This is a genomic window from Bacteroidota bacterium (assembly GCA_036522515.1).
Taxonomy (GTDB): Bacteria; Bacteroidota; Ignavibacteria; order UBA10030; family SZUA-254; genus VBOC01.
The window spans coordinates 1-17,466 of record DATDFQ010000057.1; the positions used below are offsets into that span (position 1 = coordinate 1).

Annotated in this window: 15 protein-coding genes; all 15 read right to left on the minus strand. The window is 60.4% G+C overall.

The window, feature by feature from the left end; translation table 11 throughout:
* Positions 1-191 precede the first annotated feature (191 nt).
* The 15 genes from VI215_12305 to VI215_12375 all read right to left on the minus strand — a co-directional run bounded on the left by VI215_12305 (position 192) and on the right by VI215_12375 (position 17,453).
* On the minus strand, positions 192-917 hold the full coding sequence (locus VI215_12305; protein HEY6193096.1) for a tetratricopeptide repeat protein: 726 nt from the start codon (positions 915-917) through the stop codon (positions 192-194).
* A complete protein-coding gene (locus VI215_12310; GenBank protein ID HEY6193097.1) occupies positions 914-1,951 on the minus strand; it encodes a VWA domain-containing protein in 1,038 nt (345 codons plus the stop codon). Before VI215_12310 ends, VI215_12305 begins: the two co-directional genes overlap by 4 nt.
* Positions 1,948-2,931, minus strand: coding sequence for a VWA domain-containing protein (locus VI215_12315; protein ID HEY6193098.1), 984 nt, complete (start codon positions 2,929-2,931; stop codon positions 1,948-1,950). The genes VI215_12310 and VI215_12315 overlap by 4 nt, the downstream gene beginning before the upstream one ends.
* A complete protein-coding gene (locus tag VI215_12320) occupies positions 2,928-3,908 on the minus strand; it encodes a hypothetical protein (protein HEY6193099.1) in 981 nt (326 codons plus the stop codon). The genes VI215_12315 and VI215_12320 overlap by 4 nt, the downstream gene beginning before the upstream one ends.
* The gene (locus VI215_12325) at positions 3,908-4,783 is read right to left on the minus strand and encodes a DUF58 domain-containing protein (GenBank protein ID HEY6193100.1); all 876 of its coding nucleotides are present in this window, start codon (positions 4,781-4,783) and stop codon (positions 3,908-3,910) included. Before VI215_12325 ends, VI215_12320 begins: the two co-directional genes overlap by 1 nt.
* A 217-nt stretch (positions 4,784-5,000) precedes the next feature.
* On the minus strand, positions 5,001-5,987 hold the full coding sequence (locus VI215_12330) for a MoxR family ATPase (GenBank protein HEY6193101.1): 987 nt from the start codon (positions 5,985-5,987) through the stop codon (positions 5,001-5,003).
* 50 nt (positions 5,988-6,037) lie between these two features.
* Positions 6,038-7,669: an arginine--tRNA ligase gene (gene argS, locus VI215_12335; GenBank protein HEY6193102.1), complete on the minus strand. Its 1,632-nt coding sequence runs from the start codon at positions 7,667-7,669 to the stop codon at positions 6,038-6,040.
* Positions 7,666-8,061, minus strand: a complete 396-nt coding sequence (gene rsfS, locus VI215_12340) for a ribosome silencing factor (protein ID HEY6193103.1) — start codon at positions 8,059-8,061, stop codon at positions 7,666-7,668. Before rsfS ends, argS begins: the two co-directional genes overlap by 4 nt.
* A gap of 28 nt (positions 8,062-8,089) precedes the next feature.
* Positions 8,090-8,578 (minus strand): LytR C-terminal domain-containing protein, encoded by a 489-nt coding sequence (locus tag VI215_12345; GenBank protein HEY6193104.1) that lies wholly within the window; start codon positions 8,576-8,578, stop codon positions 8,090-8,092.
* A gap of 107 nt (positions 8,579-8,685) precedes the next feature.
* A complete protein-coding gene (locus VI215_12350) occupies positions 8,686-9,174 on the minus strand; it encodes a hypothetical protein (GenBank protein HEY6193105.1) in 489 nt (162 codons plus the stop codon).
* Positions 9,175-9,235: 61 nt separating this feature from the next.
* Positions 9,236-10,006, minus strand: a complete 771-nt coding sequence (locus tag VI215_12355) for a sugar phosphate nucleotidyltransferase (GenBank protein ID HEY6193106.1) — start codon at positions 10,004-10,006, stop codon at positions 9,236-9,238.
* A gap of 32 nt (positions 10,007-10,038) precedes the next feature.
* Positions 10,039-10,902: a pantoate--beta-alanine ligase gene (gene panC / locus VI215_12360; GenBank protein HEY6193107.1), complete on the minus strand. Its 864-nt coding sequence runs from the start codon at positions 10,900-10,902 to the stop codon at positions 10,039-10,041.
* On the minus strand, positions 10,899-12,524 hold the full coding sequence (locus VI215_12365; GenBank protein HEY6193108.1) for a TonB-dependent receptor: 1,626 nt from the start codon (positions 12,522-12,524) through the stop codon (positions 10,899-10,901). The genes panC and VI215_12365 overlap by 4 nt, the downstream gene beginning before the upstream one ends.
* Positions 12,521-15,559 carry a tetratricopeptide repeat protein gene (locus VI215_12370; GenBank protein HEY6193109.1) on the minus strand — a complete coding sequence of 1,013 codons (3,039 nt, stop codon included), beginning with the start codon at positions 15,557-15,559 and terminating at the stop codon, positions 12,521-12,523. The genes VI215_12365 and VI215_12370 overlap by 4 nt, the downstream gene beginning before the upstream one ends.
* Positions 15,540-17,453 carry an outer membrane beta-barrel protein gene (locus VI215_12375; protein ID HEY6193110.1) on the minus strand — a complete coding sequence of 638 codons (1,914 nt, stop codon included), beginning with the start codon at positions 17,451-17,453 and terminating at the stop codon, positions 15,540-15,542. The genes VI215_12370 and VI215_12375 overlap by 20 nt, the downstream gene beginning before the upstream one ends.
* Positions 17,454-17,466: the final 13 nt, after the last annotated feature.

Here is a 17,466-nt window from a genome sequence, read left to right on the forward strand (position 1 = left end):
CTACAAATATAATACACTAACGAGCTTTTGCGAGGGGCACAGATAGATTTTTTTCTCGCATGATCTCACGCTCGGAGCCCCTTCGACGGAGGAACATCCGGAGGGGTTTTCACACAGTCTGAGAGCGTGGGAACGAGAAAGAAACAGAATAAAGATCCTGACCTAAAACATGTCAGGATGACGTGCATCCTCTACCAATCTTTCTCCACTTTGACCCTCGCGGGGACTTTGCGGTGGAGCTTTTTCTGGACATTCTTTTCTTCGTTGTTCAGGGCCTGCAGGATCCGTTCGGCGTCCTCTTTTGAGATCTGTTGTTTCTTCTGCTGCGCCTGCTTCTGTTGATCGTTCTGCTTCTGGTCTTTCTGCTGGTCCTGCTTCTGCTGATCTTTATTTTGTTGATCCTTTTTTTGCTGATCCTGCTTCTGCTTATCGTCCTTCTTCTGATCCTTGTTTTGATCCTTATTCTGCTCTTGTTTCTGCTGTTCCTGCTGGCGTTTCAAAAGCGCCCTCGCATACTCGAGGTTGTACTTCGTATCGGCGTCGTTCGGATTCAGCTTGAGCGCCTCCTTGTACGTGCCGATGCTCTCGGGAAGTTTCTGTTCCTTCAGGAGTGCGTTGCCGAGGTTGTGCAACGCCTGCGCCTTGAGACCGGAATTGCCGGCCTTCTCCGCAACGGATCCGTACGCCTCGGCCGCCTCGCCGAACCGCCCCTGTTTATACAATGCGTCGCCGAGGTCGAACGTTCCAGGCGTCAAATCCTTGTTCTTTTCGAGGGCCTTCCGGTAGTTCACCTCCGCGTCGGTGAACTTGTTCTCCTTGTACGAACGGTTTCCGTCGCGGATCAATGAGCGCTCCGTCTGGGCATACGAAGCCGTTGATAACATAATAAAAAAAAGGATGGCAGGGATCGTCTTCATAGGGATTCGTGGAAGATCTTCCATCGTGAAAAAAGCCGTGTTCTACGTTCTGAAAGGAAGAATTCAGCCACCAGTAGGATGAGTGAAACTCCAAGGAAATACTGGAACCTGTCCTCGTACTCGGTGAACACCTTCGCGCCGAACTCCTTCTTCTCCATCGTTTCGACCTTCTTAAAAACTTCGTCCAGCTCGTTCTGCGCGCTGGTAGCGCGTATGAACTCCCCTCCGCCCGCCTCTGCGATCTGTGTCAGCGCCTGCTCGTCCAGCTTTGTGATCACGGTGTTTCCATCCGGGTCCTTCTTGAACCCCACCTGCACATTGTTCTGGTATTCCGGGATCGGACCGCCGTTGGGCGAGCCCATCCCTATCGCATGGATGACGACCCCCTCGGCATGGGCCTCTTTCGCTGCGGCGATTGCGTCGTCCTCGTGATTCTCCCCGTCGGTGATCAGAACCACGACTTTGTATTTTCGCTCGCCGGAGGAGAACGATTTCATGGCGAGGCGGATCGCGGATCCGATGGCAGTTCCCTGGACGGGAACGATGTCGACATCGATCGAGCTGAGGATGAGGCGCGCGGCGGAGTAGTCGGTGGTGAGGGGAAGCTGAAGATAGCTCTCGCCCCCGAACACGATCAAACCGATCCTGTCGTTCTGCAGCTTGTCGAGCATCCGGGATATTTCCTGCTTGGCGCTCTCGAGACGGTTCGGTCTGATATCCTCCGCCTTCATGCTGTTCGAAACGTCGAGGGCGATCATGATGTCCACGCCTTCCCGCTTGACCTCCTCCATCTTGGTCCCGATCTGCGGGTTGGCGAGTCCGAGAATGAGAAACCCGATGGAGGCGAAAAGGAGGGCGGACTTGGCCGCGCGCTTCAGGCCGCTGCTCGCCGGCATGAGCTGCTTCAGAAGAGCGAGATTTCCGAACGCCTCAAGGGCCTTCCGGCGCGAACGGAGCGCCCAGAGAAACACGAGCACCAGGACCGGAAGGAGCGCGATCGCGTAGAGGTATTCGCTATGCGCGAAGCGGATCATGGAATTTTCCGGAAGATGGTCTGCGAAAACAACACCTCCAGAATCAACAACAATCCGGCGAGCATCGCGGACTGGTAGAAATCCTCGCGATGCCTGTGGAATTGGGTCACTTCGATTTTTGTTTTCTCGAGGCGGTCTATTTCGGAATAGATGTCTTTCAGCGTGCGGGTATCCGTTGCGCGAAAATATTTGCCTCCGCATTCGTCCGCGATCTTTTGCAGGAGGGGCTCATCCACGTCCGCCGGAACATTCTGATACTGCACGCCGAACGGGGTCTGAACCGGATAGGGGGCCAGTCCCATGGTTCCGACACCGATCGTGTAGACCCGGATCCCGTACGATTGCGCGATGCCGGCGGCGGAGGTGGGATCGATGAACCCCCGGTTGTTCACGCCGTCTGTGAGCAGGATGATCACGCGGCTTTTCGCCTTGCTTTCCTTCAGCCGGCTTACGGCGGTCGCCAACCCCATCCCGATGGCCGTTCCATCCTCCACCATTCCCGACTTGACCTCTTTGAGAAGGTTGATCACGACCGCGTGATCGAGCGTGAGCGGACATTGCGTGAAGCTCTCGCCGGAAAAGATGACAAGTCCGATCCGGTCGTTCGGCCGCCCGTCGATGAAATCGGCGGCCACCCGCTTCGCCGCTTCGATGCGGTTCGGCTTCAGGTCTTCCGCAAGCATGCTGCCCGAGATATCGGTCGTCAGGACGATGTCGATTCCCTCCGTCGTAACGTTCTCACCCCGGTCGGTGGTCTGGGGCCGGGCGAGCGCGATGATCAGAAACGTGAGCGCGAAAAGACGCAGCGCAAAGAGCGCGTGACGGAGCCTCTGGCGCCACGTCCGCGGCACGGCGTGGAACACCTTCACCGTCGAAACCTGAAGCTCGGCAAGCTGGTGCTTCTGCCGACTCCAGTACCAGACGAGCATCAGGGGAACGAGGGCCAGGAGGGCCAGATATTCCGGGTTCGCGAAGATCATGCGGTCGGGAGATTCACCTCCTCCGGAGTCTCATTGGAGGCGGGTTCAGCCACCCGGCTCCGGGTCGATTCCACGAACGAGACTGCAAGCCGCATGCTCTTCTCGTGCTCGTCCGGGGACGATTGATATTTCGCGAACTTGACCAGGTCGGCCCGCGTCAGGAGTTCCCCGAGCTGGTCCCGCCCGGAAGCGGGCAATGTCTTGATGGGGCTCGATGCCATGATCTCGTCTGTCGTGGATTCCAGCGCGTCCACCGCGAATCGCCTCTCTATATAGAGGCGGACGATGTCGGCCACTTGTGAATGATACTCCTTGACCTTGCCGCGCTGCCACATCCGTTCCGAGTCGAGGGCCCGCAGAGCCTCAAGCGCGAGCTCGTGCGCCGGTCTGGGAGGCGCTTCCGGAATGAGAGAGACCCCCTTCTTCCTTCTCGCGCGGACATAAAGATAGAGCCAAACCAACAACCCCAGGACTGCCGCCCCGATGAGGTACGGCAGAAGATCCGCGAATGTGATGGGGAGCGAGATCGGGGGCTTGACGTCTTTAATCTCTTTCGAGGTGTCGACCGCGACGCCATGGACCACGATCGGTATCGGCGGGGTGTCCATCGCGTGCTTCGTGGTGTCGCCGGCCGAGGCGTACCGGACGGTGAACGGCGGCACCACATGCATGCCTGAGTCGAAGGCGGTCAGAATGAAGGTCGCCGACTCGAGGACGGCCCCCCCGGCGGATTTTTTTACGGGCGCGTCACGCCGGACGACTTCGAACCCTTCGAGCGAGTCGGGGAGCGAGGGAAAGGTGACGGTCGTGCCCGCAGGATGCTCGACTTCAATGCGGAGCGGCAGCCAGTCGCCGATGAGAATGTTGTTGGAATCGACCCGCGCGGTGACGTGAACGCTCTGGGCGGGAAGCGACCCGGGGAGCAACAACGCGGCTGCGAGGAGAGCCCACGGCAGGGAAGTCAGAACTCGCCTCATCACCAACGGCGCTCCCGGAGCTTGAAGAATGCGACCAGGGGATTGATGTACGATTGGTCGGTGCGGATGTCGATGGCGTCGACGCCGCTTCTGCGGAAGAGCTTCGTCCGTTCCGCGCCCCGGTCCTGCCACCAGCGGGCATAACGGTCGCGGACCCGCCGGTCGGAGGTGTCGACCCACGCCGTCTCCCGGGTTTCCGCGTCGATCAGGCGCATCAGGCCGGCGGGCGGCAGCGCCGCTTCGCGCGGGTCATAGAGCCGCACGCCGATGAGATCGTGCTTCTTCGCGGCGATCTTCAGGGCGTCGGAATAATTGTCGTCGAGAAAATCGGAGATGAGGAAGGCGATGCTTCTTTTCTTGATGGCGCTCGTGAGGTAGCGCAATCCTTCCGCGACGCTGGTTCCTCTCCGTGAGGGTTGCATATCAAGGACTTCCCTGACGATCCGCAGCGTATGCGTGCGGCCCTTTTTCGGGGGGATAAACTTCTCGATGACGTCGCTGAAGAAGATCACGCCGACTTTGTCGTTGTTCTGGAGAGCCGAGAACGCGAGGACCGCGCAGAGCTCCGCCGCGATCTCGCGCTTCATCTGCTGGACGGTTCCGAATTCTCCCGATCCGCTGACGTCGACGACGAGCATGAGCGTCAGTTCCCGCTCCTCTTCGAAGACTTTGACGAAGGGGTGATTGAACCGGGCGGAGACGTTCCAGTCGATCGCCCGGATATCGTCGCCGAACTGGTATTCTCGCACCTCGCTGAAGGCCATGCCGCGCCCTTTGAAGACGCTGTGGTATTCGCCCGAGAAGATCTGGTTGACGAGGCCCTTGGTGCGGATCTCGATCTTCCGGACTTTCTTTAAGAGTTCAGCGGTTTCCATGGTTTCTCAATAGAGTCAGATCCTTCGCGGAGCGAATGTGCTCAGGATGACAATATTCTCGTTCCCACGCTCTGCGTGGGAACGCATATTGCGGCGCTCTGCGCCGCTACGGCGTTGGGACGCAGAGCGTCCCGGTATGCATTCCGCCGCGGAGCGGCGGAACGAGGAAAAAACGTAGAAAGATCCCGACCAGAAGCATGTCGGGATGACGGATACACTACGGCACTTCGATTGCATTCAGAATCTCGTCCACGATGTTCTCGGGGGTGACGTTCTCGGCTTCGGCCTCGTACGTCACCGCGATGCGGTGCCTCAGGACGTCGTGGCAGATCGCCCGGACGTCTTCCGGGATCACGTAACCCCGGCGCTTGATGAACGCGAACGACTTCGACGCGAGCGCGAGGTTGATGGTCGCGCGAGGCGACGCGCCGTAGTTGATGAGCGACGCCAGTTTGTCGAGTTTGAAGTCCTTCGGGCTCCGCGTCGCGAAGACGATATCGAGAATGTACCGCTCGATTTTTTCGTCCATGTAGACTTCCTGGACGACGGAGCGGGCTTTGAGAATATCGGAGGGGCTCACGGCCGGTCTGACCGCGGGGGTGGAGTTGGTGATGTTCTGCCGCATGATCAGCCGTTCCTCCTCCCGGTTCGGATAATCGATCCTGATCTTGAGCATGAACCTGTCGACCTGCGCCTCAGGGAGCGGGTAGGTTCCTTCCTGCTCGATCGGGTTCTGCGTCGCGAGCACGAGAAAGGGTTCCTCGAGCTTGAACGTCTGTTCGCCGATCGTGATCTGCCGTTCCTGCATCGCCTCCAGCAGGGCGCTCTGAACCTTCGCAGGCGCGCGGTTGATTTCGTCGGCGAGGATGAAATTGGCGAAGATCGGTCCCCTCCGGACGGTGAACTCGCTGTTCTTCTGGTTGTAGATCATCGTCCCCACGACGTCGGCCGGCAGCAGGTCCGGGGTGAACTGGATCCGCTGGAACTTCGCCTGGATCGCGGCGGCCAGCGTTTTGATCGAAAGGGTCTTCGCCAAACCCGGGACGCCTTCCAGGAGGATGTGCCCGTTGGAGAGCAATCCTATCAGCAGGCGCTCGACCATCGCTTTCTGGCCGACGATCACCTTGCCGACCTCCATCTGGAGCAGGTCCACGAATGCGCTTTCCCGCTGGATCTGTTCGTTGAGAGATTTGATGTCCGTCATGGTTCTATTCTGCGTTCCGGTTGAGAGATTGACCGTTGGTTAATGAAATCCTACATTTTTTCAGGCGCCGTGATCCCCAGAATGGAAAAACCGTTCCCGAGGACCGTTTTCGTCGCCAGGCAGAGCGCAATCCGCGCCGCAGTGAGGGCGGCGTTCTCCGTCACAACCCTATGAACATGGTAGAACGCGTGAAAAATTCCCGCAATTTCGCGCAGGTATTCGGTCAGGCGGTGCGGTTCGTACGTCGACGCGCACGACTCCACCATGTCGGGAAACTCCACGAGAATCTTCAGGAGCGCCATCTCCTCGGGCGCGGCGAGGATGGAAAGGTCATGCGCCGATTTCGAGTCGACGCCCTGGCTTTCGGCGTGGCGGATGATGCTTGCGATGCGCGCGTGGGCGTACTGCAGGTAATAGACCGGGTTCTGGTCCGACTGCTCCTTCGCCAGCTTCAGGTCGAAATTCAGGTGGCTCCCGATTCCGCGCATCAAAAAGAAAAATCGGACAACGTCCGCTCCCACTTCATCGATCAGCTCGTCGAGCGTGACGAAGTTCGCCTTCCGGGTCGACATCTTCACCACCTCTCCGTCCTGCACGATCGTCACGAACTGGTGGATCAGCACTTTGATCCGCGCCGGATCTTCTCCGAGCGCCTTCAGCCCCGCGAGCACGTCGGGATAGGTGGCGACATGGTCGGCTCCGAGCACGTCGATCACGAGACCGAACCCCCGCCGGAGTTTCTCGCGATGGTAGGCGATGTCCGGAAGCCTGTAGGTCGGCTCCCCCGTGCTTTTGACGATGACCTTGTCCTGGGCAGCCCCGAGGGCGCTTGTCTTGAACCAGACGGCGCCTTCCTGATCGTACGCGAGGCCGCGCGAGCGGAGCTCCTCGATCACGCCCTTGACCATGCCCGACTCATAGAGCGAATTCTCATTGAAGAAGACGTCGTGCGCGATGCCGAGGCGGGCGAGGGTCTTCTTGATATCGTCGAAAATTTCCTGCTCGGCCTGCCGCTTGAAGAGTCCGTCGGCGGGTTCGTCTCTCAGCGCTTCGCCGTGCGACGCTTTCAGGTGAGCCGCTATTTCTTTGATGTACTCCCCCTGGTAATGGTCCTCGGGAAAGTCGATCCGGTCGCCGAGCAATTCGAGGTACCGGAGCCGGACCGATTCGCCGAGTATCCTCATCTGCCTCCCGGCATTGTTGAAGTAATACTCGCGCGTCACCCGGTGGCCGGTCCACTCGAGGAGGCGCGAGATCGTGTCGCCGTACACCGCGCCGCGCCCGTGGCCGACCGTGAGGGGCCCGGTCGGGTTCGCGGAAACGAACTCCACCTGCGTGGTTGTCCCGCCGGCGGAGTCGCTTCTTCCATAGGAGGCACCCTGCCGGAGGATCCCCGCGGTTTGCTCGCGGTAAAACTTCTCGGTGAAATGAAAATTGATGAAGCCGGGACCGGCGATCTCGACCCTGTCGATGAGCGTCGGGTCGGCCTTCAGCTCTTCGACGATCCGGCGGGCGAGCGGGGCGGGCGCAAGTTTCGCCTGCTTCGCGGCGAGCATCGCGACATTGGTGGTAAGGTCTCCGTGGGCGGGATTGCGGGGTTTTTCGAACGTCGGCGGACCAACGGCGGAGAGGCCCAGCGACCGGAGGCTAGATTCTATCCGCTCCCTGAGGTATTGCCTCATCGCCGTTTTGCAGTTCGCGACCGGGGCTTGGCAGGTTTCTTCTTTTCACCGTCCTCGACGACTTCAATCTTCGCGTCACCCCACAGTTTTTCCAGCCCGTAAAACCTTCGGACCTCCTTGTGGAAGACGTGGACGACGACGTCGACGTAATCGAGCAGCACCCACTGGCGGTGCGTGAGGCCTTCGCTGTGCCATGAGCTGACACCGATCTTGTCCGTCCCCTCGGCGATCGCGTCCGCGACGGCCTTCACCTGCACGTCGGAATCCGCGGAACAGACGACGAAAAAATCCGTCATGTCGGTCAATTTCCGGAGATCCATGACGGTGACGTCCTGGGCTTTTCTGCTTAGTGCGAATCGTGCGATCTTCATCGCGAGTGTCTTTGTTCTCAACGTGTCCTGGGGCCTGGCCTGACCGGCATTAGTGAAATGGCTGCAGTGAACTGTAATCCGCCCCGATGATCACCGAGACGTCGACGAAGTAATCGGGGTTCAATTGCTGTACCACGTTCTTGTCCGAAATCCCGAGCGCGGCCGCGACGCGGCGCGCTGCGGCGAGGTTTCCGACCCGGTCGACGACGATCGAGCGGGGGATGTTGGACACTTTGTAATTCTTCATCTCCACCACGTCGAACCCGTTGGTCCGGAGATAGTTCATGCACCTCGCGGCGACTCCCCTCGTGCGTGTGCCGTTCAGGACATCGAGCTGAATTATTTTCTGGGGTTTCTCCTGCGGCGCGGTTGCGGCGGGAGGATTGGCGCCCCGGGAGATGAATGTGTATGACAGGTACCCGGCCGCGAACACGAACACGATGATCAAACCGGTTAGGAGTGATTTCGCGATTCTGGTCGTACGGGAGGAGGAACTTGGCGACTGCTGTACCGTCTCGGTCTGCTGGGGGGACTCCATTATTCCCGATCACCCTGGCAGGGCAAAAAACAAAAACGAGTCAGCCCGCTTGAGGTAGACCAACCCGGTTCTGATTCTGGGGTCCATCGGCTGGCTGCCAACGCGGGTTATTCGTCTCCCAGGTAATAGCCCGGAGCGAACGAAGAGTATCCACCGGGAAAATAACCGAACGGAATCTGGTTGTATTCCAGTCTCAGGAACATGTTGTCCGCCGGCTTGTAGTTCAATTGCGCCCGGCTGATATACAGCTTGCTGAAGTTCCCCTGCGAGAGCGTTCCCGACCCCCCGAAGGGCGACCCCTGGAGCGTGAGATCGAGCCTGAGGTTGAGCGGGTCGGCGATGCGGTAAAACATGCTGTTCGTGTACGACGCCATCGAGATGCCGTCCCCCCCGGAGGAGAGATAGCTCAGGGAAAAATTGTGCCTCATCATGAAATTATCGGAATTCAGCAGGCCGAGAAAGCTGCTGATGCTGGTCGCCGGGTGGACGAGCGACTGCGATGCGCTGACCGGTTGTTCGTCCAGGGATTTCAACTGTGCGTTCGATACGCCTGTAGCAAGAAATGCCGAAAAAGCGAGGATCAGGAGTGATTTCATTGCCATTTCTCGTGTGGATTCCTGCTTAATGATAAAGAAAAACGCCATGAGAGTCAAACCTTCAGGCGGTCGTCCTGGATGCCATCAGAGCCCGTGCCGCATCGAGCTGGGCCGGGTCGTTGATCCCGATAACTTCAATCGAGTCAATGGCTTTGACGGCAGAGACCCTGTATTGATTCTTCCAGAAAATCTCGAACACGTCGGTCAGGTAGTACTCCCCCTGGGCGTTATTGGGCTTCACGAGCCGGAGGCACTCGAAGAGCTTCTCTCTCTCAAACACGTAGATCCCCGAATTAATTTCCTTGACGGCAAGTTCCTTTTTGGAGGCGTCCTTATCCTCCACGATCCGTTTGACGCTCCCGTCTTCGTTGCGGACGATCCTGCCGTAGCCCGCCGGATTGTCGAGTTCCGCGGTGAGAATCGTGGCGACCGCCTCGGTGGTCCGGTGATATCCGATGAGGGCCCGGGCCGTCTTCTCCGTGAGGAGCGGGACGTCCCCCGACAGGACGAGGAGGTCTCCCTCGAGTTTCTCGAGCGCCGATTCCGTCTGCAGGACCGCGTGTCCTGTTCCGAGTTGTTCCCGCTGTTCGACGAACTCCACGCGGGGGTTCACCCCCGAGAGATGCCCGATGATCGAATCCTTCTGCCACCCGACGACGATCAGGGTGCGGTCCGCCTGGAGTTTCGTCGCGAGCTCCACGACATACTCGACCATCGGCTTGCCGTGCATCTGGTACATGACTTTGGCGAGATCCGGATTGTTCATCCTCGTGCCTTTGCCTGCGGCGAGAATGACGACGGCCAGTTTCGGGGGTTTGGAGAGTTCGATCATAACAATTTCGGTGCGGAGATCCTTCGCTTCGCTCAGGATGACAAGGGAACCTGCACGACTACATTGTCGATCAACCGGACGCCGCCGATGCGGACCGCCATCGAGACGAGAACCGCCGCGCCGGGGGTCAGCGTTTTTAATTCTTCCAAGGTCACGGAGTCCGCGATGGAGATATACTCTACCGAGGCCGATGGATGGAGTTTGAACAGTTTCTGCATTTCAGCGAGTATCGCGGGGCAGTCCCGCCCGCCCTTCGCGATCAGTCCTTCGGCCAGCTGGAGTGAACGGTAGAGGACCGTGCTTTCGGCACGCTGTTCAGCGGAAAGATAAACGTTTCTCGAGCTCATTGCAAGTCCGTCCGGTTCGCGGACGGTGGGACCCACGATGATTTCGAGGTCGAAGTTCAGGTCCCGGGCCATTTTCTTTACAACGGCGGCCTGTTGGGCATCTTTCTGGCCGAACACGGCGACGTGCGGTTTCGTGATGGCAAATAATTTGGCGACAACCGTGGTCACGCCCCGAAAGTGACCAGGCCGCGCCTTCCCTTCGAGGAGGCTGGTGATCGTATCGACTTCCACGTGGGTCAGGTAGCCGGGGGGATACATTTCGGACGTCTCGGGCGTGAAGAGGATCGCAGCCCCGCCCTCTTCGGCGAGAGAACGGTCGCGCCCGGGGTCGCGGGGATACTTCGAAAAATCTTCGTTCGGACCGAACTGGGCCGGATTGACGTACGCCGTGACAATGACCACGTCGGAGTGTTGCGCGGCGATCCTGATCAGGCTCAGATGACCCTTGTGGAGAAACCCCATGGTGGGAACAACGCCAAGCCGCCGGCCCTCCCGGCGCAGGGCTTCGGCGCTCCGCTGCATTTCCGGGACGCTCGTGATGAGCTTCATCGCAAATGTATCTTGGCGTCGAGCTTCAGCTCCCTCCCGGGCGCGCTGTACCCGCTCCACCACTCGTACCCTGTGTTGAACAGATTTGCGATCTCGAACGAGATGACGGTGCGCGGGAGGGCGCGGGTCGATACTCCGCACCCGAACAGGAACACGTCGCCGAGAGTCTTGTTGCCCGCCCGGTCCACGTTCCTGCGGCTCCAATACTCGCCAGAAGCCCAGACGGTCATCGAAGGGATCGGATCGAGCTCTCCACGGCCGAGCCCCTGTATGATCGGAATCATCGGCAGCTGGACGCTGGTCCCGGTTTCATGTCCGGGCTGAAGGGCTGCGGAGAACTTGACCCTCGTCGCGGCTGTCGGAGTGACGGAGCCCGCCGCCTCGGCGACGAATTGATCCGCGTCGACGTAGGCGAGAATGATTCTGCCGCTGTCGCTCAGCGTGATATCCTTGTCGGTGCTATGGGTGAACGAACCGCTCAGGCGCAGCGACACGTTCTCGTCTTTGTACGAGAGGCTGCTTCCGAGGCGAATCGGTCTTTTTTCGGGACGAATATCGAGCTCCCGGACAAGATAGGGATTGTCGCGGATATGCTCGTCGTAGGTCGCAAGATGAAGTTCCGGCTGGAACCAGAAAATCCACTCCCGGTCCTGGCTCGCGTCCCACTGGAGGATCGCCGTCGGAGCGATCACCGTCCGGCTCTCGCCCGTGCTTCCCGATCCGTTCTGGTAGACCCCTCCTGCGCGGATGGACCACTGATCCATGAATTTCCAGCTCGCCGTCGCCGAAAACCCGAGGACCGACGGAGAGTTGGTCGGGAGGTGATAGTTCAGCGACGATCCCCGGTACACGACCTCGGCGCCGAACCCGGCGTCCTGCAGGTCCGTCCTGAACGACGCCCGCACGTCGGGCGAGACGACAGACACGTCGGAATCGCGCCCGGCCCGGGTGTCGGTGACATTCCACACTTTCGTGTCGAGGCTCAGGTCCAGAACGGTCCCCTGCCGGTTCACCGAACCGATCTCAACTCCCAGCGCCTCGTTGCTCCTCGTCCGCTTCGGGGACCCCGCAGGGATTCCGAACATACCGTAGGAATCGTGCCTGAAACCGAGCTCGCCCGATACGCGGAGCCCCCTGAGGAGATCGTTGTCCGTCGAGAGAAGCGAGTGCGCCCCGAGATCGAGGCCAGTCGTCGTTCCGGAAGAGTTGGCGACGTGTCCCTGGGTCGTTCTGTAATTGCCGTTCCCGTAGATGCCCCAGACCTGCGTCTTGTAATCGGCAAACGCTTTCAGCCCGCCCGTGCTGAAGCTTCCGAACGAGCCTTCGAGCGAAGCGCGCCACGGCATCTGGTGTTCCTCGTACCGGGAAAGTGCGCCCTGCGGCAGCACGATGGAGCGCCGGTCGCCGAGGAGGCTTGTGTCCGGAGGGGGCGCCTCGTACAGCGAGACGTCGTAGATCTCCCCCTTCCGCGCGAAGGGAAGCATGATCGCTTTTTTGCCGACAATGGTGATCTCCGGTATTTCGAGGCTGGGGAGACCGGTCGTGTCTCTCGACTCGAGTTTCTCCTGAGCAGGAGCGAGCGCAAACGTGGAGATGAGACAGGGAAGAAGAATCCACTTCATCTGCCGAGCCTCCTGAGCCGCTCCTGCGCCTCACTGCGGACACCGGCATCGGTGGCCGAACCCGCCAGCTCCTCGTAGGCCGACCGCGCCCTCTTCTTGTCGCGCAGCCGCTCGTAGCATTCTCCCTCGCCGAGTTTCGCCCGTTCGACGACCATCGGATAATCCTTATACTGCCGGATCACGTCTTCGTAGGCCTGCATCGCGTCCTTGGTCTTTTTCATCGCAAGATAATTTTGGCCGATCATCAGGAGCGCCTCTCCCGCGATGTCGTCGCTCCGCCTGCCGACGATCGCCGTCAGGGTGTCGATCGCCGCGGCGTTTCTTTTCCTCTCGAGGTCGATCTGCGCCATTCCGATCCGGCTCCGGTCCGCGAACAGGTCGGCGGGATGCTCCCTGATGACAAGCTGGAACTGGTCCGAGGCCGCATTCTTGTCGGAAAGGTTCGAGAGGGCCACTCCGAGCTGGTACTGCGCTTCGGTGAGAAGGGGCGAGTCGGGGTATCGCTTGTCGAACCCTTTCAGCGCGTCGACGGCCTGCCCGTAATGTTTCGCTTTCATGCGCGCGAGGCCGAGCGCCAGCGTCGCCCGCGGGACCACCTCCGAATCGGGCGCGTCGGAGAGAATCTGCTCGTAGAAGGACGCCGCGCGGAGAGGGTTTTCCTCCTGCTCATACGCCCTTCCCAATTGATAGAGCGCCTTCGCCTTGACGGACTGTTCCGGCTTCATCGCGAGAAGCCGCTGGTATTCCGTGATCGCCCCCGCAAAGTCGCCCTGGCCGAAGAGGATTTCCCCCTTCTTGAGAACGAGCTCCCCCTCGGGCGCCCCGGCAGGTTTCTCTTTCATCACTTTTTCGATCTCCGCGAGCGCTCCTTCGGGCTTTCCCTGGGCGGCGTACGTATACTGGAGACCCGAGAGAGCGTCGGCCACCAAAAGACTCGAAGGGTATTCCTTGATCACCCTCTGATAGTAAACGCGGGCGCTGTCGTATTCCTTCAGGTTGTAATAAGAGTCGCCGAGATTGAAGAGCACACGCGGCAAGAGCTGGCTGTCGCCGTATTTTCGGAGCACCGTCTTGAGCTCGGTGACGGCAAGCGCGTATTGTTCCCTGGAAAAATAGGTCCACCCGATGTTGAACTGGACGACCTCGGCATAGATCGAGGAGGGATACTTGACGAGAAAACTCCGGAGTTGCTCGACGCCGCGGTCGGATTCGCCCCGCTGGATGTACGACATCGCAAGCTGAAAGGCCGCGTATTCCACCTGTCGGCCGCTCGCCTTTTCCGCGCCGAGCGTTGAATAGAGAGACGCAGACTTCTCATACTCCCCGACGGCGAAATAGGAGTCGGCTTTCCTGAGCATCGCGTCGAGATAGTGGCCGTCGTTCGGGTACAACTTCGTGAAGCTGTCGAACGCCGACGCGGCCTGGGAGAATTTTTTCTGTTCGAAGAGCGTCCAGGCATATCCGTACGCCGCCTCGGGTTTTTTCGGGTTGTTCGGATAGAGCCGGAGGGCCTCCGAATAGGACCGCTCGGCGTCCGCGAACCGGCTGTCCTGATAGAGCGCTTCGGCCCGCCAGACGTGGCCTTCGCCCCCCCGGGCGTCACGCGGGAATTTCTGGAGATACTCGTCGAACCGCTCGCCGCACGTCTTGAACCGGCCCAGGTGATAGAGCGCGACCCCCTCCTGGAAGAGCGAAGGTGCGAGAATTTCAGGTGGTGCGCCGAGGTGCCGCACCTGCGCGAAGGCATACTGGGCGTTGGAGAAGTCGCCGATCGCCATGTTGCTCTCTCCCAGCATGTGATACGCGGCGGTCCGCAGCTCGCTTTCCGGGAAGAGACGGGCTGCAAGCTGGAAATTTCGCCGCGCCTCGCGGTATTGCTTCCCCCTGTATTGGATCATCCCCATCTGGAAATAGGCGCTGACCGCGTCCCGGTCGTAGGGGGAAAGCGATGTCAACGTGTCGAGCGTGGTGAGCGCCGCCGTGATCCTTCCCCTGAGAAGCGAAAGGATCCCGCTCTGGTAGAGCGACGCGAACGCGAGCGAATCGTGCCCGCGGCCCAACGAATCAAAGACCGCCTGCGCGCGCGCGTAGTCGCCGAGCTTGACTAGCGACCATCCCAGGCCGTAGCGAGCCTTCCGGGCGTGGGGGCTGTCCGAGAATCTCGACGCGAACTCTTCGTAGGCGTCGCGCGCGGCCTGGTACCGTGCAAGCTGGATGTTCGCTTCGGCCTCCAGGAGGAGATACTCCTGCCTCTGGGAGGAGTAGGACGGGGATGCCTGCTCGAGCATGTTGAGCGTCCGGGCGAGCCGCCCCTGGCGAAGCGAGATCGAGGCGAGACGGAGCTGCGCGTCGGTGACAAGCTCGCTCCGGGGGTAATCCGACAGGAGCCGCTCCAGCCGCTCGGCCGACCCGTCGAGGTTGCCGCGCCGCTCCAACGAGAGCGCCCAACCCATCAGGATGTAATCGCGATAGGCGAGCGCCGACGGGTCGCCATAACATTGCTGGATATCGTCCTGCGCGGCCGCGGTGTCCCCGCGGTCGAGCTCGGCCATCGCGTGCCAGAAACAGCCGGCTCCCCTCTGCGGATGATCGCCCCCTTCTTTCAGAAACTTTCCCAGAGCCGACGCGGATGCGTCGAGCCGGTGCGTCTGATAGGCGCTCACTCCCTGGATATAGAGGACTGTGACCCTGCGGACGTCGTTCGGGTACTCCTGAACGAACTCGGAAGCCCACTGATAGGCCTCCTCGTACTCCTGGTCCTTGAAGGTCGATTGGACGAGCCAGTAGAGGACGTCCCGATTTTGCTCGGTGAACGAGGAGCGGCGGAGAATCTCGGCAAGCTTCTGGCGGGCCACATGGTAGGAGCCGGCGTCCATCCAATCCGTCGCTTCATTGAGGAGGCCGGAGGTCGATTGCCTGTCGACCGGAGGGATCTGCGAAAAGCACCGGAGCGACAGCACGAAGCAAAGGAGGAGGGCTACCCGGCCCGCCCTGTAGCCTGAACGGAACAGCGGCTTACTCCGGCAGAATGTCAATAATCACCGTCCGATTGTAGAACCGTTCCTCCGGCAAGCGGTTGTCGAAGGGCGCGCGCCGCACGTCCTCGCCGAAGCCGTACGTGTCGAATTTCACGTTGCGCTTGCCCGCCCTGGCGAGCTCCCGCTGGAGGATCGCCATGGTTTCCTGGGCGCGATCGCGGGAGAGTTTCAGGTTGTGGCTCTCCTCGCCGACAATGTCGGTATGCCCGTGGATGATCACGCTTCCGCCCGCCGGTATCAGAGGCGCGACCGTGCCGGAGAGGAATCGTTCGTACGTCGCGACGGTCTTCGATTGATCGAACTCGAAAAGGATGCTGAAACGCAAGCCGGGCTCTTCCTCCGGCTGGTCGGACCGGACGAGACGGATCGTTTCGTCTTTCTGGATCGACTGCCCCGACTTGGTGATGCCGTCGAGGACGACGGTGTACTTGCCCTGCAGGCGGTCTCCCAGGATCGCCCTCCCGGATACCCGTTCTTCCGACGAGGTGAACGGGCCGAACCGCTTCACCGCGCCGTTCTCGTCGGTGGCGACGATCGACCAGGAGGCAAGCACGTCCTGCGCGCCGGCGACGCTGAAGAGCACGTCGCTGTCGAGCGGGTCTTCCTGCAACGAAATAATCTGATCGGGCTCCAGAAGCTCCGGCGACGGGCTCGAGATATCCACGCGCCGGTCTTCGGGACGGACAAGTTCGAGCTCGCGCGATGCCCCCGATTGCATCGACGGAATTTCGGGTTTCGTCCTTCCATCGGTGACAATCCTGCCGCCGTCGATTCCGAAGAGGTCCACGAGATAGCGCTTCACGGCCTCGGCAAGCTCGCGGCCGTTCGACGCGCCCTGCTCGGACGCCCCGCTCAGCTTGAGCGTGGCAGACGGATGGCGGCGCATCCTGTCGCCGAGAACGTTCAGGATGTTATGATACACGGTCAACTGGCGGCGGGACCGGCCCGACAAATCCTTGGGTTCCGGTTGAACGAGCTGCTCCTCCCGAAACGAGGAGGCCTGTGACTGGGTGAGCGAGATATACCGGGCGGGAATGGTGTTCGATCCCTCGTCGAAGAAGATGCAATTTCGCATCGGGAACGTTTCCTTGACCTTCCGCTCGACCGGTATCAGCTTCGGCGCGCGGACGGCGAACTGGACTTCGCCGCTGGCGGTTTGTCTCGCCTCGGACCCGGAGCCGAATTTCAACGCCAACCCGGCGCGAAGGGTCGTCAGCGTCCAGCTCTCCTCCGATCTCGGTCCCTGCCCGAAATGAAAGGCGACGAAGGGCGAGAGCTCGATCTGCGAGGAGGAATTGGGGTCGGAGATGGGGATGTCATACCCGGCGCCGATCTGCGCGCCGAAGACGGTTCCGCGCGAACCGGTCCAATCTCCGCTGAATTCCGGACCCCCGACTTCGGTGAACGTGTACGACTTGGAGACGCTAAAACCCAATCTCGGCCCGGCAAAGAAATAGAGCGGGGCGCTGAAAGGCGTCGCGCGCACGCTCGGCTCCAGGCTGATGTAGTTCAGGGAAGTCCTCAGCGTGCGGGTCACCCCGCTGCCGCTCACGTCGGTGAACGACCCGCCGCGCCCGTCGAAACCGAGCATCAGCATGCCGCCCCAGACGGGATCGGGGCGATATTCGAGCAGCGGGGAGAGAAAGACACCCGCTCCCGTGCCTTTCGTGAACGAAGGCAGGGAAGGAACGGCACCGACATATCCCGGCGGGTAAAACTGCGAGCTGTTGATATCGCTGCTGTAGGTGTTGAAATTGGGGCCGACGGCTCCGCCAAACCACCATTGGGGTTGCAGCCGCCTGGACTCCTGCGCGTTGAGAAGAGTCTGCGCCGCCAGGGCCAGCAGGATGAAAAAGGGGATGCGTCTTCCGCTACCAGTTCGGACGTTCATGAGATCGATTTAC